This is a genomic window from Microbulbifer mixtoriginis (SeqCode), from assembly GCF_052466765.1.
Genome location: NZ_CP174289.1, coordinates 141,722 through 155,456, shown reverse-complemented (window position 1 = coordinate 155,456; position 13,735 = coordinate 141,722). Strand labels below are relative to the sequence as shown.

At 46.5% G+C, this 13,735-nt stretch carries 10 protein-coding genes; 7 read left to right on the top strand and 3 right to left on the bottom strand.

The window, feature by feature from the left end:
- Window positions 1-9: 9 nt before the first annotated feature.
- Window positions 10-3,138, bottom strand: a complete 3,129-nt coding sequence (locus tag ACJJIV_RS00670) for a TonB-dependent receptor (RefSeq protein ID WP_444890363.1) — start codon at window positions 3,136-3,138, stop codon at window positions 10-12.
- A 237-nt stretch (window positions 3,139-3,375) separates the two neighbouring features.
- Here ACJJIV_RS00670 and ACJJIV_RS00665 point away from each other — a divergent pair, with 237 nt between their 5' ends.
- The gene (locus tag ACJJIV_RS00665; RefSeq protein WP_444890362.1) at window positions 3,376-4,200 is read left to right on the top strand and encodes a S1/P1 nuclease; all 825 of its coding nucleotides are present in this window, start codon (window positions 3,376-3,378) and stop codon (window positions 4,198-4,200) included.
- 257 nt (window positions 4,201-4,457) lie between these two features.
- Here ACJJIV_RS00665 and ACJJIV_RS00660 read toward each other — a convergent pair whose 3' ends face one another.
- Entirely contained in the window at window positions 4,458-5,930 is a 1,473-nt protein-coding gene (locus tag ACJJIV_RS00660) for an endonuclease/exonuclease/phosphatase family protein (protein WP_444890361.1), read from the bottom strand.
- A 491-nt stretch (window positions 5,931-6,421) separates the two neighbouring features.
- Between ACJJIV_RS00660 and ACJJIV_RS00655 the strand changes: the two genes are divergently transcribed.
- The 6 genes from ACJJIV_RS00655 to ACJJIV_RS00630 all read left to right on the top strand — a co-directional run bounded on the left by ACJJIV_RS00655 (window position 6,422) and on the right by ACJJIV_RS00630 (window position 11,643).
- Window positions 6,422-6,811 (top strand): c-type cytochrome, encoded by a 390-nt coding sequence (locus ACJJIV_RS00655; protein ID WP_444890360.1) that lies wholly within the window; start codon window positions 6,422-6,424, stop codon window positions 6,809-6,811.
- Window positions 6,812-6,817: 6 nt separating this feature from the next.
- Window positions 6,818-8,209, top strand: a complete 1,392-nt coding sequence (locus ACJJIV_RS00650) for an FAD-linked oxidoreductase, L-gulonolactone oxidase family (RefSeq protein WP_444890359.1) — start codon at window positions 6,818-6,820, stop codon at window positions 8,207-8,209.
- Between the two features lie 49 nt (window positions 8,210-8,258).
- Window positions 8,259-9,548, top strand: coding sequence for a DSD1 family PLP-dependent enzyme (locus ACJJIV_RS00645; RefSeq protein ID WP_444890358.1), 1,290 nt, complete (start codon window positions 8,259-8,261; stop codon window positions 9,546-9,548).
- A 95-nt stretch (window positions 9,549-9,643) separates the two neighbouring features.
- Window positions 9,644-10,069 carry a hypothetical protein gene (locus ACJJIV_RS00640; protein WP_444884962.1) on the top strand — a complete coding sequence of 142 codons (426 nt, stop codon included), beginning with the start codon at window positions 9,644-9,646 and terminating at the stop codon, window positions 10,067-10,069.
- Between the two features lie 130 nt (window positions 10,070-10,199).
- A complete protein-coding gene (locus ACJJIV_RS00635; RefSeq protein ID WP_444890357.1) occupies window positions 10,200-10,856 on the top strand; it encodes a DUF6962 family protein in 657 nt (218 codons plus the stop codon).
- Between the two features lie 196 nt (window positions 10,857-11,052).
- Window positions 11,053-11,643 (top strand): cytochrome b, encoded by a 591-nt coding sequence (locus ACJJIV_RS00630; RefSeq protein ID WP_444890356.1) that lies wholly within the window; start codon window positions 11,053-11,055, stop codon window positions 11,641-11,643.
- A gap of 788 nt (window positions 11,644-12,431) precedes the next feature.
- Here the strand turns inward: ACJJIV_RS00630 and arsJ are convergent.
- Entirely contained in the window at window positions 12,432-13,679 is a 1,248-nt protein-coding gene (gene arsJ / locus ACJJIV_RS00625; RefSeq protein ID WP_444890355.1) for an organoarsenical effux MFS transporter ArsJ, read from the bottom strand.
- Window positions 13,680-13,735: the final 56 nt, after the last annotated feature.

Below are 13,735 nucleotides of genomic sequence, written 5' to 3'. Positions count from 1 at the left end.
TTCTTATGGTTAGAATTCGTAGCGAACGCCTATACGAGCGCTCCAATAAGACGGTTCAGCAACCCGTGTCTGGCCTGATGGCTCTAAGAATTTATTGAAAACGTAGCGGCCCTGGTCATCGATATCAGCCTCTACAGCGGCCTGATAGCGCGGGAAGTCTCCTTCATACATCACGCCCCAATCATCGTTAATCAAGTTCCCCAGGTTTTCTACGATAAAGTAGGCGTTGATCCTGTCATCCGCGCGCCAACCGGGTAATTCCTGGTCAATACGTAGGTCGAACTTGGTCCACCAATCACTATGGATTTCATTTCGTTCCATAATCTGACCGCGATCAAGATCTTCAGAATCAACAAAAGCGAAAAAGGCTTCGGTATCGAAGTCTTCAGCAAATACTACATTTGCGTCATCGCTACCGGTTGGGATGTACAGTAGGCTGCGGCCGGAGCCTGCATCGCCAAATAAGCCGCCGCCAAAGGTATAGCTATAGGGTAGCCCTTCATTTGCACTGCCAAACAAGGTAAAGCGCGTTTCATAGCCTGCAAAAAACTCGTGAGCGTAGTCCATTTTGAGAGTGAAGCGGTGGGGTACCACATAGTTGGAGGTAGCGGCCCCCGGATTCTCAGCATCGATAGTTGCAATTTTGGTGTAGTTAGACCAAGCCACAGAACTGGTCATTGGATTCACATCCTCGGCTTCTGTGTAGGCATAGCCCAAGGCTACATTGAGACCAAAGTCGAAGGACTTGCTTAGACCCAGGGATAGAACGCTGGAAAAACCGGAATCTCCTTTTACGTTAGTGAGCATAAAGTCTCCGCTACGACCATTGGCACTTTCATAAATTGGGCGCCCATCCACAGCAGTATCCACTTGTTGCAGGGATATATCGCGGACAATGGCTGCATCTCTATAGTCGCTATAGAGGTAGTCAGCAGAAAGCAAATAGCCGGATTCAAACTCGTAACTAGCGCCGATGGCATACTTCCAAACTGAAGGGATTTCGAAATCCGGATCCATCAGATTGACGCCACCAGATCTACCTTCTCCATTGGCAACCTGGTCATATAGATTTTGCGGTATGTCATAGATGGGGCGGCCACTGCCAGTCCAGTCCATATCGAAGAGCGGGGTTCCACTACTATCGGTGGTTTCTATCTGCAATACCCCGTTGTTGGAATAATTGTTGGAAATCCAAACGTTGGGATTGCCACCAGAATATAGGCCCAGGCCAGCGTGTAGCTCCAGGCTATCATTGACATTCCAGTTGAGACCGAGACGTGGCTGTAAAAGGTCTATGCCATCCATATTATGCTGGTTACTGAAACCGTACGTTTCTGTGATATCCAGATTCTTCACCGGCCTATCGTTGCTGCTGTAGCGGTCATAGCGCAAGCCTGCTACGACTGTGAGATCAACTTCGGCAAAAGTGTATTCATCCTGCAGGTAGAAAGTATCGATGTCATAAGCAAACTCTGCTGCAGCATCCAAGGGATTATTGGTGATGGCAGCATTTTCATAGATAATTTTGCTGGCAACGCCATTTTCAAAATCTTCGATACTAGCAAACCGGTACTCCCCCTGTGCTTCCTGAATAAACAGGTTAAATACATCGAAACTTTCATGTTCGTAGCCGGCGGTGAGATTGTGCTCACCCAGCAATAAGCGCCCGGCGAGTTTTATGCTCAAATTATCGTAACTCAGCTTATTGGCATGGCGGGAGTCATCAGATCCCAAGTAAACCGTTGCGCTCTTTAGGCCTTCTTCGTCCTTACTGGTGACCTGGACTTCACCAAATTCAGTACCACCGAGAGAGAGTTGCCAGTTATCCAACTCTGAATAACCGATCTTTATTTCTGTAGAAAAGATATCGCTCCAATCGGAAAACAGCTGAACAATATAAGAATTCAGTTCGGCACCGCGCTCATAATAATGATTGGATAGCTCTAGCTCATTGTAGTCGTCGTCGGATTCGGCAATAGAGTAGCCATCGTTGTAGTTATAGGTAAGAGAGGCTCGATGATTATCGCTGATATTCCAGTCTAGCTTGATCAGCAATTTCTCATCTTCTTCCGGCAGGCTTGAGGGGAGCCCGCCAGGGTTATAATCGTACACATCATTCGCGATGCGCACGATTTCCTGCAGCTGCTCCTGAGATACGCCCTCAACCTCAGAGGGAGAGTTACTACCTGTTGGTCCACGGTCAAAAGTAGCGACACCTTCTAGCTTTTCGTAAGCGGTGAAGAAGAACAGTTTGTCCTGGATAATGGCTCCACCTAAGGTAGCGTTGTAGCGTTTCTCATCAAAGCTGGCTACAGGGAAGTTTTCACCCTCAAGAGAATCTCCACGGAAACCATCATCGGTATAGTCATAAAAGAATGAACCATGCCACTCATTGCTGCCGGACTTGGTCACTGCATTGATGTTACAGGCGCTGAATCCGCCGTACTGCACATCGAATGGAGCCAACTCTACAGCAACTTGCTCGATTGCATCGTATGAGAAGGGCATGCGCTCTGTTGGATAGCCATTGCTATTCAAGCCAAAGTTGTCATTCATGCGCACCCCGTCAACAGTAAGGCTGTTGAAGCGCGGGTTGGCGCCAGTACATTGAATAGAGTCATAACTGGCTTCGTCGATGTAAACTCGTGGGTCCAGACGTAGCAAGTCCTTGATATCGCGGTTTACTGCGGGTGCACTGGCTAGGTCATCGCTATTGAAGTGAGATGCCGGGCCTACCGCTAGTCGGGAAGTAGTGATAGCTTGGCCAAGCACGCTGACTTCCTCAAGGTTACTTGTGTCGAGGGATACCATCAGGGGCAGGGTATCGCCTACTGAGAGATAAATATCTTCAAAGGTACGATTCCCCTGTTCGGTTTCAATTTTGACGATATAAGGGCCACCCACACGCAAACCACTGAGATTAAACTGTCCTGATTCTCCTGCCTCGGCCACTCGCCGACTATTGGATGGCGTGTGCACTACAGTAATTTTTGCATCGCTGATGGCTTCGCCTGCGCTACCAGTAATAGAGCCGCGAATGGCTGCGGCAGTTTCCTGAGCGTAAGAGATATGTGTTGAACCAATCGCGGAGATAATTGCGGCGGATAAGCACATGCGCCGGAAGATAGAAGGTTTCATAACTAGATCCTGGTCTTTAAGTGGGCCAACAGCGTGGCTTTGAGAGAACTGGTTGTAATCGGCTCCCGAGACTCATCCCCAGGTCTCGGCCAGAGTGCTTTTTAGCGGGTGAAATTGAAGGGCTGGTTAACGATTTGTTGCAATTTTGTAACAGGTTCGTGAGATGGCATTGATGCATACCAATTTGTCACAAGTGTTTATTAAGCTTGCCGCAAATTTCTGCAGTGGATGATTGAGATGATTAACCTAAAAAAAATAATTTGTATAAATATTCTATTGGTTGGGCTGCTCAGCACCCTAAAAACCCATGCTTGGGGAGATGATGGCCATAGAGTGGTTGGAGAAATCGCTTGGTATTATTTGGCACCTAATGTAGCCGCAGAAGTTGAATTGTTACTTGATGAGGTTGGGGAACCACATCTGGCAGAGTCAGCCACCTGGGCGGATCGTATTCGTTCCAACGAGCAATATAATTGGGCAGCGCCCATGCACTATATCAATCTATCCCGTGACTGGAACCGCTATGACGCGGAGAGGGATTGCCCTCCAACAGGGTGTATTGTCAAAGCCATTCAGCAGTTTGAAGAAGTTCTTGCAGATCGCACCCGGTCAGGGACAGAGCGTGCCGAGGCCTTAATGTTTATTGCGCACTTTGTAGGGGATCTTCATCAGCCGCTACACACAGGTCTTTATTCGGATCGTGGTGGCAACGATGTATTCGTGCACTTTTATGGAGAGGAGACCAATTTACACGCTCTTTGGGATATCCATCTTGTCTCAAGAGTGGTTACCGATTGGCAGGGTTATGCAAAAGAACAGACAGAAAAAATTGGTGCAGTCCAGAGCCAGCTTTGGCAGTCTACAGATGCAACAGACTGGGCAAAGGAGTCCCATCAGTTGGCTCATAAACTGGCATATACCAATGAAACTCAATTGGGGGAAAAGTACTTCTTGCGCTGTAGGGATTCCTTAGAAATGCGTCTACAGCAAGGTGGTGTGCGCTTAGCTGCCGTACTTAACAAAGTTTTGGGTGGAAGATCATTGAAGATGGTCGATCGATAATTAATCTAGTGGTTTTATTGTGGTGTTAGCCTCCACGAGATAAGGGAAACTAGCATCCATCGCTCATTGCGTGAAGGAGTTTTCCTAAATACCAGCTTAAGGATGGTAGATTCTAAATAATGCAATTCGAGCTCTTTTGACAATTAAAGTGCCCGTCCAAGCCCGAATTGCTTCTAAAAACTGGACATTAGTTTAGAGCTACTTCTCCTTGAGCATGTGAGCGCAAAAGCAACTGTTTGGAAGTATTTGAAGACATGCTATCTCCCAAGCTCAACCTGGAAGAACTCCCAGGCTAACTGATTATCTGAAGCGGACAGGTTACGATTTGCGTCCGCCATCACATATTTTCCGTGGGCTGTTTTCAAAGTGATTTTGTCATTTTGATTCAAACAGGCCCATCCGTTGGAATGGTTGTAAAGGACAAATTTCTCCCAGCCTAAAAGCACACTGGCTCTTACATCGACATTATGGTTGTTATGTGGAGTGGCACGTAAGTAATGACCGTTATGGGCGCGCAGTGAAACCGTGTCACCACTCTGAATACAGCGGTGATCCACCCACTGCTGGGTGTTCCCTTTTTGCTCCAGCGCAAGAGTAAAAGTCTCCCATTCTGCAGCCGCAGCAGGCATATTTTTTGCCTCATCGTTACCACCGTAGACAGCCTGAATGCGTGTGTTGTGGTGGGTATTAAGCAGGGAGGCTGTATGTGCCCTCGCATAAGTGGATGAATAGGCGGCAGCGTGATTGGTCCAACTTAATGTTGCCGTAATGGGGTTGTGATCACTGATGCTCTGGTGGACTTCATCATACCGGTTGGTAGAGAAGCTAATTTGCGAGTTGCCGCGAAAAGCAATATGGTCAACACCCTTACAGGGGCCCTTTACATCGTTAATATTCGTATTACCTGCGGCATAACTTACCTGGCTACAGGACCAGGTTAAGCCCAACTCGGAAGCCCAGCGCCCCAACTCCGACTGATTAGGTCCTGGCTGCCAGCCGCCGTTGTCAATCCATGCATTAAAGTCACCCATTACAATCACTGGATATCCGGCCGAATTTTGTTGAATAAAATGTTTGAGCTGGTTGAACTGGCCTGTTTTCTCCTGGCCGTTACTGGTGTCCATGTGAGTATTGTAAAAGTGTACTTTTAGGTCCTTGGCTAGCTGAACTTCAGTGAAGGTGAAGCCTTTTTCCGTCTCACAATCGGGACTTGAGCCGTTTGCGATAAAGTCTGAGTAGGTACCCTTACAGCTTGAATACTCAACATGCAGCTGCCTTCCATTAATAGGGTGTTTGCTGATAGTGCTTAAACCATCGCCAAAACTGAAGACCCCGCCCTGGAAATGATCACTTCGATAAGGATATTCTGTTTGGCTAAGGGGAGACATCACCGCGTAATTTCTGACCCAGTTTTCCTGGAGTCCGACAATATCGTAGGCCTGCCCGGCAATATAGGTGGATGAAAATAGAGATGCCTGGCCATCAGAAATACCCTGTAAACCTTCAGGAAAGCCCTTTATGTTGGCTGCCATTACTCTAATTTGGCCACTTTGCCCAGCCAAGCTTCCCGGCCTGCTATAGGCTTGATTGCCCACAGTGCCGGTAAAACCTACTTGAGTGCTGGAACTAATCAGAATATCCCATATTTCTGACAAAGTTATTGCTGAAGCAGAAGCGCTTAGGCCCAGGCTTCCTACGATAAGAGCTGATCTTAATAGTTTGTTTTTCATTTTATTGTTATCCGTTATTTGAGTTGTACGATTTTATTGTTCTATAAATGGTGTGTCTCGGATATCGTCTATTGATTGTGCGTGGTAAAGGGAACGATTTTTAATTAATTGTGGGGCCTCCTTAACTGACTAATTTTACTAGCAATATTTAAGCGACTTTTATTTGGCGTCTACCGAACGGATAAAAGACTTCAGTAATAGATACTAATTGTCATTTCATCAATAAGTAAGATAGAAAGAGCTTTAGCGGGCTATGGCCAAAATAAAAGGTTGGGCAAGCGTACTAGAAAGTAATTATCGGAATAATAAAGGATTGGTGATATGAGTGGATACCGGATTAGTAAATTTTAAAATCAATAATAGACTGGGCAGTTCCGCTTGTTGTCTTAGCTGCCAGCCTGATTAACAATGGTTGCAGTTTAAGTACACAACGCCCACCTCAGGCTCCAGAGCCTGGGAAATATTAACAATAATGTAGTAGGTGTACATACATGGAACTGGTAGGACCTTACCGGAGCCTTAGGCTCTTCTGCGCCCCTCTTATTGTGGCTTTACTGACGAGTGGTTGCTCAGAATCCAACGACAGTAGCCCTAAAAACCGTTTGGCCTTAGCCCAACAAGCGCTGACTTTGGCGCCCGCTGATCCAGAAATTGCTGAAATCTATCAGCGAACCTGTCGCAGCTGTCACAGCACTGGGGTCAGCGCTGCGCCACTCACTGGGGACATTGCCGGCTGGGAACCGCGTCTTGACAAGGGAATGGATGTATTGGTTGAAAACGCGATTAATGGTTTCCAGGGGATGCCGCCACTGGGTCTTTGTTTCGAGTGCTCACCGGAGCAGTTTGAGCAGTTAATTGTCTTTATGGCCTCTGCGGAGTAAGGGATTATGCAGCAGTCACGTCGCCGCTTTATTACAACTATTGCCGCTGGTTCTACAACTATCGCTGCTACTCCAATCTCCTCTATGGCACGCACCTTGGTACAGGCGAGTGACCCAGTAAAGCGTAAGGGTATCCGCTGGCGCAACTGGTCTGGTTCGCAAGACTGCCTGCCCAGTGAACGTCTGGCACCAAAGACTATCGCCGAACTACAGCAACGTGTAGCTGATGCTAGAGGTACTGTTAGAGCTGTGGGGGCTGGGCACTCCTTCACGGCCTTGGTGCCCACCGATGACACCATTCTCTCGCTCGGGCGCATTAGCGGTGTGGCCGATCATAGTAGCGAAACCACCCAGGCTACGATTTACGCGGGTACACGTATAGCCGATCTTGGCCAGCCGCTTGAAGATATTGGTCAAGCCTTGATTAATCAGCCGGATATTGATGAGCAAACTCTCGGCGGATGCCTGGCCACTGCCACTCATGGCACTGGGGCCGGTTTAGGTTGTATGTCCAGCTATGTAACGGGATTGGAGCTGGTTACGGCAGATGGCAGCACTCTGTGGTGCGATGCAGAGCAAAACCCAGAGACTTTCATAGCAGCCAAAGTTTCCCTGGGTAGCCTGGGGTTAGTGACCAAGGTGCGTATGCAGAACCAGTCCAGTTACAAACTCCGGCGAGAATCCTGGGTGGCTCCCATGGGGGAGGTGCTTGAGCAGGCGGAGACACTGGCGGAGTCAAATCGCAATTTCGAGTTTTACTATATTCCTTTCTCCGGAATGTGTATGGCTGATACGCACCAATTAACGGATGAAGAGATCTTTACTACCGCGCGTGAAGATACTAACGAAGCTGTAATGACCCTTAAAACTGTTCGAGACTGGCTTGGCTGGTCGCCCAGATTACGGCAATACGCCTTACAGTCTGCAATGAAGGATATTGAAAAGGAGGTGGTTGTGGAGTCCTCTTGGCGAAACTACGCCAGTGAGCGAAATGTTCGCTTCAATGAGATGGAATACCACCTTCCCAGGGAAGCCGGACTGGCTGCTTTTGAGGAGCTGCGCCGTACAATCGAAGAGAACAATCTTAATGTGTTCTTTCCTATCGAAGTGCGCTTTGTAAAGGGGGATGATATTTGGTTGAGTCCCTTCTACCAGCAGGATTCCGTATCTATTGCGGTACACCGTTACTTTGAGGAGGATTACCAGCCCCTTTTTAAGGCACTGGAACCCATTATGCGCAAGCATGGCGGCAGACCGCACTGGGGGAAACTTAATACCTTGCACCGGCAGGACCTGGCTGGTTTATACCCCCGCTGGCAGGATTTTCTTGAGGTAAGACGTGAGCTTGACCCTAAAGGAAAATTTTTAAACCCGTACCTGAAAAAACTAATTGGTTGATAGGGCCCTTATTCATCTCAGGGCTGAAGAGAGACTAGGGGAGCGAACTGTGCAGAAAACGCGGAGAAAATTTTTACTGGGCGGAGCGGCATTGGGGGTTGCGGCCGCATTTCCTTTATTAAGGCCTAAAGCTTTGGGGCAGGGGGGGCACACTAACTATTTTCAAAGTCTCTCTAAGGCTCTGGATTCCGCAGGTTTCTCTGGTCCCACAATGGTAGTGGATTTAAACCGCTTGAGAGCCAATGCGACTGTGCTTTCTGGGCATCTAAATGGGCACTTTGACTATCGAGTTGTTGCCAAATCGTTACCAGCTCTGGGGTTACTGGAGGCGGTTGCCAAACAGACTGGTACGCAGCGGTATATGGTTTTCCATCTACCTTTTTTGCAACAGTTGGCGCAGTCACAACCACAGGCAGATATTTTGCTGGGTAAGCCTCTTCCGATTGCTGCGGCCAAGAGCTTTTATAGCCGCCCAACAACCAGTGGATTTGACCCTAGAACACAACTTCAGTGGCTGATTGATAGCCCTAGGCGGCTACAACAGTATGCGGCACTAGCCGGTAGCCTTGAGCAAAGGTTACAAATCAATATCGAGTTGGATGTGGGGTTGCATCGCGGTGGAGTCAGCGATGCTCGGGACCTTACTGAAATGCTCAATATTATTAAGGCAGAACCACTGCTTACTCTGTCGGGATTTATGGGCTATGACGCCCATGCGGCTAAGATGCCGGGTATTTTAGGTGGCCCAGAGAAAGCCATTAATCGCGGTTTGGAGATTTATACTCAGAGGCTTGAGCAAGCTAAACAATTGTTGGGTGACCAGTATCCTAAAAGGTTGACGTTGAATGGCGCCGGCAGCCCGACTTACCAGCTTTATAAATCACGCTCAGATAGTGCACCCTGTAATGAGCTGGCGGCAGGTTCCTGTCTTGTTAAACCTACAGATTTTGATATTCCCACCCTCAGTGATCACAAGGCGGCCGCATTTATCGCCAGCCCAGTATTGAAGAAGTTACCGCAGACTCAAATTCCCGGTTTGGAGAAACTAACGGGTACGATGCGCTGGTTAAACCCAAATCGCGAACAGACATTCTTTATCTCTGGGGGGTATTGGAAGGCGCTGCCCGAATCTCCAGAAGGTCTTTCGATCAATCCTATTTATGGACGCTCTACAAACCAGGAAATGCTCAATGCTTCCAATCAGGTTGTCTTACAAGAGGATGACTGGGTTTTCCTGCGACCAACTCAAAGTGAGTCTGTATTTCTTCAGTTTGGGGATATAGCTGTGTATGACAAAGGGGAGATCGTGGAGCGCTGGCCTGTATTAAGTAACTCCTGAAAAAACATCTTTACATGGTTCTAAATAGATGACGCTGTACTGTATATAGCCGTATGTAATCACAAGTAATTATTATAATAAATTTGGAGAGTAACGTGATCTTTGAGCTGGTTTTAGTGCTAAATACTATTTGGTTTTTAATGGGTTTCAATGTTTTCTCCTTGCGGGGAAAGATTTTTGCCAAGCTGGTTGTTCCTAGAGAGCATAGGGATACCCCTGTCTTTGGAATACTGGCTGAGTCAGGTAAATTTCTAGGCGGGTTTAATTTTTCATTGGCGCTAATGAGTATTCTTTTATTGGTTAATCACGCCTCCTTTTCCGGGGATATTCAAAGATCTATATTGCTTTTTGTTTTTTCTGTTACACATGGTTCTCAGTTTATTTATAACTTGCCAGTCGCGCTAAAGAACCGAAGAGGGGGTGGGCCTTGGAAAGTGAAAGGTGTGATGAAGTTTATATTTATTATGGATTTTATCATGATGATGATTAATTTAACCCTGGCACTTTGGTATTGGTTGTAATGAGGCTGATCGTTCGGTGTCGGCTAGTGTTGCCATTGCTGTTATGGGTGGCTTTTACGGTTTAATAGGTGATACGATATTGAGTGGTATTTTCCATATAAATATACTGCGCTGAAGGGAAGTGAAATAGGTGCTTAAGTTAACAGATGTACCTACTGAGCAAGTTTCGGCAATAACAGACTTGGTATTGGCTGTATTGGCGTTGTTTATATTTCTTTACTTTATTAGGCCGGAATTCAAGTCTAGCTGGAAGAGAAATTGCTGGATTTGTTTCTTTGGGGTGATGTTTGTCGTTGGCCTATTGGGTTCGGTAATTCATGGTTTTCAGATTGCCGGACCTGAAAGAATATTCATGTGGCATGTTTTATTTTTTTTCCTCGGTCTTTTTCTGGTGTCGTTTACACTCGCTATTATTGGTGATCTTGCCGGTGAGCGAATATCAAGAAAGTTATTGCCCTACATATTTTTAATTGGCCTGATATTTTATTTCATTGCAGTATCTAGAATTGATGGTTTCATAGTATTTGTGGGTTATCAAGCGTTAGTGATGATTCCTGTTGTTATTGGTTATACATGGATGGGGGTTAGGGGGCGTTTACCTGGGGCTTGGTATATGGTTGTTGGCGGGTTTATTTCTCTCATGGCTGTGGTATTGCAAGTCAGAACAGCTCTGGAGTTTACGTTTATTTGGACGTTTAACCACAATAGTCTTTATCATATGGTTCAAACAATAGGCGTATTGTTCTTTTTTGCAGGAGTAAGAAAGTCATTACGGGCATCAATATAATTTCTTCGTAATTTAATCCAAAAGGTTTTTATGAATAGAAACCCTCTACTCAAAGTAGTGTGATCTATAAGGGTGGGGCAGAGAAAAGGCGCCCTCCTCCCCCTAAGTATTCATGATTGAAGCTTTATAATAAGGCCTCGGGCCAGCTTAAGGTTTATAGTGTCTTAGGCTGCACAATTTATAAAGAAGGCATTCTATGGGCGCCCGAAATACTATCTATGAATATGGGGCAGTTGCTAAGTGGCTTCATTGGATAATAGCATTCTTAATTCTAGGATCTTACGTCAGTGTCTATTACCTCCAATGGTTTACTGAAGAGGATACCCCAGCAAACTGGATTGCCTTACAGCTGCACTTGTCTATTGGCATAACGATTGGTGCTTTTGTACTGTTACGGATATTTTGGCGTTTGACTAATCCCACTCCGAAACTGGAACCTGGCTCCAAGCTAGAGCACTTTGCCGCGCATACAGGCCATTTTCTGTTATATGTAGTCATGATACTTGCACCATTAACCGGATACCTAGGAACTGGGGTGAATACTGAGTACTTTTTCCTGTTTGAAATCCCTCAGTTTGCTGACACTTCCCTTTTTGCCCACCTTGTTCAGAATAAAATGGACTTGACCTTCAAACAGTTCGAGGAACCTATTGATTTCATTCATAAGGAAGTGCTGGGTGAATGGCTTATCTGGTTACTTATTTTGGGACACTTCTTGGCAGCCCTTTACCATCACTTTATAAAGAAAGACCGTACACTGATTAGGATGACTACGGGTAATCAGTGAAACAAGTACTCTTATAAAGTCATTTACCTTGCCCTTGATTTAAATGGCTCTACTATGTGTTCGTTGGTCGATAACCATAAAGCCAGAGTGCTCTGTTTGACCCTTGATAATGTTGCAGAGACCAGGAATATATTTTTGAAAATCAGTTGAGCCTGTATTAAGGCTTTATTAATGACTCTAGTGAGGTAAATTACTTTACCTAATCGCATTCTCAAAGATATAAAAGGCTTTACTGGCGATTAAGTCCAGTATCTGAAAAGTTGCAGGGGGCTGATAATCTTGGTCTTTCATACCTATGTAAGCGCTATTGAGCTAAAAAGTTCTCCGCACCTGACAGAGTTTTGAGACTAGTATTGGCGCCAGATTTCCGTGCCGTTCCCGCAATTGATGTTTATATAAATTTTGGAGATCCTTCTAGGGAAACCTGAATGTTTATTGTACTGAGTAATTTGCATATATAACCCCGCCAAGATTTTACCCAGGTGTATTGGCAGAATTTGATGCCAATTTGGCATAGAAGTTTGGCGCTCGGTTTTCTAATCTTCTGCCCATAACAATGTACCCATCCATAGAGATGGCCTGATAGTTTGGAGTCTAAGTAATAACCGGTATGGTCGTTTACTGCGGGTCCTAAGTGGTAGCTTATGTGTAGTCGTTTATCTTGGATATTGTGGTCCGGAGCTCTCTTGTTATTGGCTGGCTGTGATCCCCCCGGGGAATTCCACCCCATAGCGAGGGTGGAACCATTGGTCATACTTTCAATTGAAAGCCTCTAATCAACTATCTGATTAAGTTACTGCATTGATCATCGGGTTGTCTTCTTCGTTGTGTTTTGGCAATGCAAGCGAAATGAAGGTTGCCAAAAACAGCAAGCACGTGGATACCAACAGGCAAGCTTGTAAACCGGCAATCTGGAAAATCCAGCCCGACAACAGAGTTCCGGTAAGGCGGCCCAGAGCGTTTGCCATGTAGTAAAACCCCACATCCATAGAAACGCCATCTTCTCTGGCATAAGCGACGATCAAGTAGCTGTGCACAGAAGAGTTCACTGCAAATAACACAGCGAATACCATGAGGCCCAACAAAATGCTGAGTTGAGGGTGGAAGCCGATATAGAGTGAGAAGGCAATCAGCGCAGGTATCAGAGTTAATGCGCAGCCCCACAATAGGGCGGTTCGCCCATCAGGTAGTGCCGAAGAAAAACTTCCAGTGATCCTTGGGGCAAAGGCTTGTGCTGCGCCATAACCGATGATCCAGCAGGCTAGGAATGCACCGACTTGCCAGTGGCCCCAGTCGAATTGGCTCGCCAGGAAAACGGGCAGGGCGATTACAAACCAAACATCACGAGATGCAAAAAGGAACAGTCTTGCTGCCGCAAGGATATTCACCGGGCGACTCTTAGAAAATACATCTTGAAAGCGGGCTTTCACCTTTGCTTTGCCCAAGTCTTCTCGTAAAAATTTCTTACTCAATAGCAATACTGAGGCGAGAGCGACTGCCATTGCGAATATAGCCCCACGAAATTCCAGTAATGCCAGTAGGCCTCCCCCCATAAAGAACCCAATGCCTTTCAGGGCATTCTTGGAGCCAGTCAGTAGTGCAATCCAGCGATAAAGAGTTCCTTGGGTATTGTCGTCAGGTAGTAAAAGCTTGATTGAGCTTTTCGCGCTCATCTTGTTTAGGTCTTTGGCTATGCCAGATATTCCCTGAGCGGCCATAACCAAAGGCACACTGAGATAGCTAGAAGGGACCAATAACATAGCTAAAGCGCAAACCTGTAATATCAGACCAATATTCATGGTGCGATTAAGGCCTAGCCGGGCACCGAGCCATCCGCCCACCAAATTGGTGACCACTCCAAAAAACTCATAGAAAAGAAACAGTAGGGCTATTTCGAGAGGGGTGTACCCCAGGGTATGGAAATGCAGAAGCACCAGCATGCGTAGGGCACCATCGGTTAGAGTAAAAGACCAATAGTTACCAGTCACCAATAAATATTGGCGTACCGAGGGCGAAAGGGTGGAGAAAAACTGCATGGGTTTTGACTCTAACTACTAGGGGCTCCTGGCCTGAAGATCAGGCCAGCCCCGCG

Excerpts from the sequence above, each read along its gene's own strand:
- ACJJIV_RS00630 (WP_444890356.1), top strand. The coding sequence starts at position 11,053 with ATGGGCGCCCGAAATACTATCTATGAATATGGGGCAGTTGCTAAGTGG.
- ACJJIV_RS00650 (WP_444890359.1), top strand. The coding sequence starts at position 6,818 with ATGCAGCAGTCACGTCGCCGCTTTATTACAACTATTGCCGCTGGTTCT.
- ACJJIV_RS00660 (WP_444890361.1), bottom strand. The coding sequence starts at position 5,930 with ATGAAAAACAAACTATTAAGATCAGCTCTTATCGTAGGAAGCCTGGGC.
- ACJJIV_RS00670 (WP_444890363.1), bottom strand. The coding sequence starts at position 3,138 with ATGAAACCTTCTATCTTCCGGCGCATGTGCTTATCCGCCGCAATTATC.
- arsJ (WP_444890355.1), bottom strand. The coding sequence starts at position 13,679 with ATGCAGTTTTTCTCCACCCTTTCGCCCTCGGTACGCCAATATTTATTG.
- ACJJIV_RS00665 (WP_444890362.1), top strand. The coding sequence starts at position 3,376 with ATGATTAACCTAAAAAAAATAATTTGTATAAATATTCTATTGGTTGGG.
- ACJJIV_RS00655 (WP_444890360.1), top strand. The coding sequence starts at position 6,422 with ATGGAACTGGTAGGACCTTACCGGAGCCTTAGGCTCTTCTGCGCCCCT.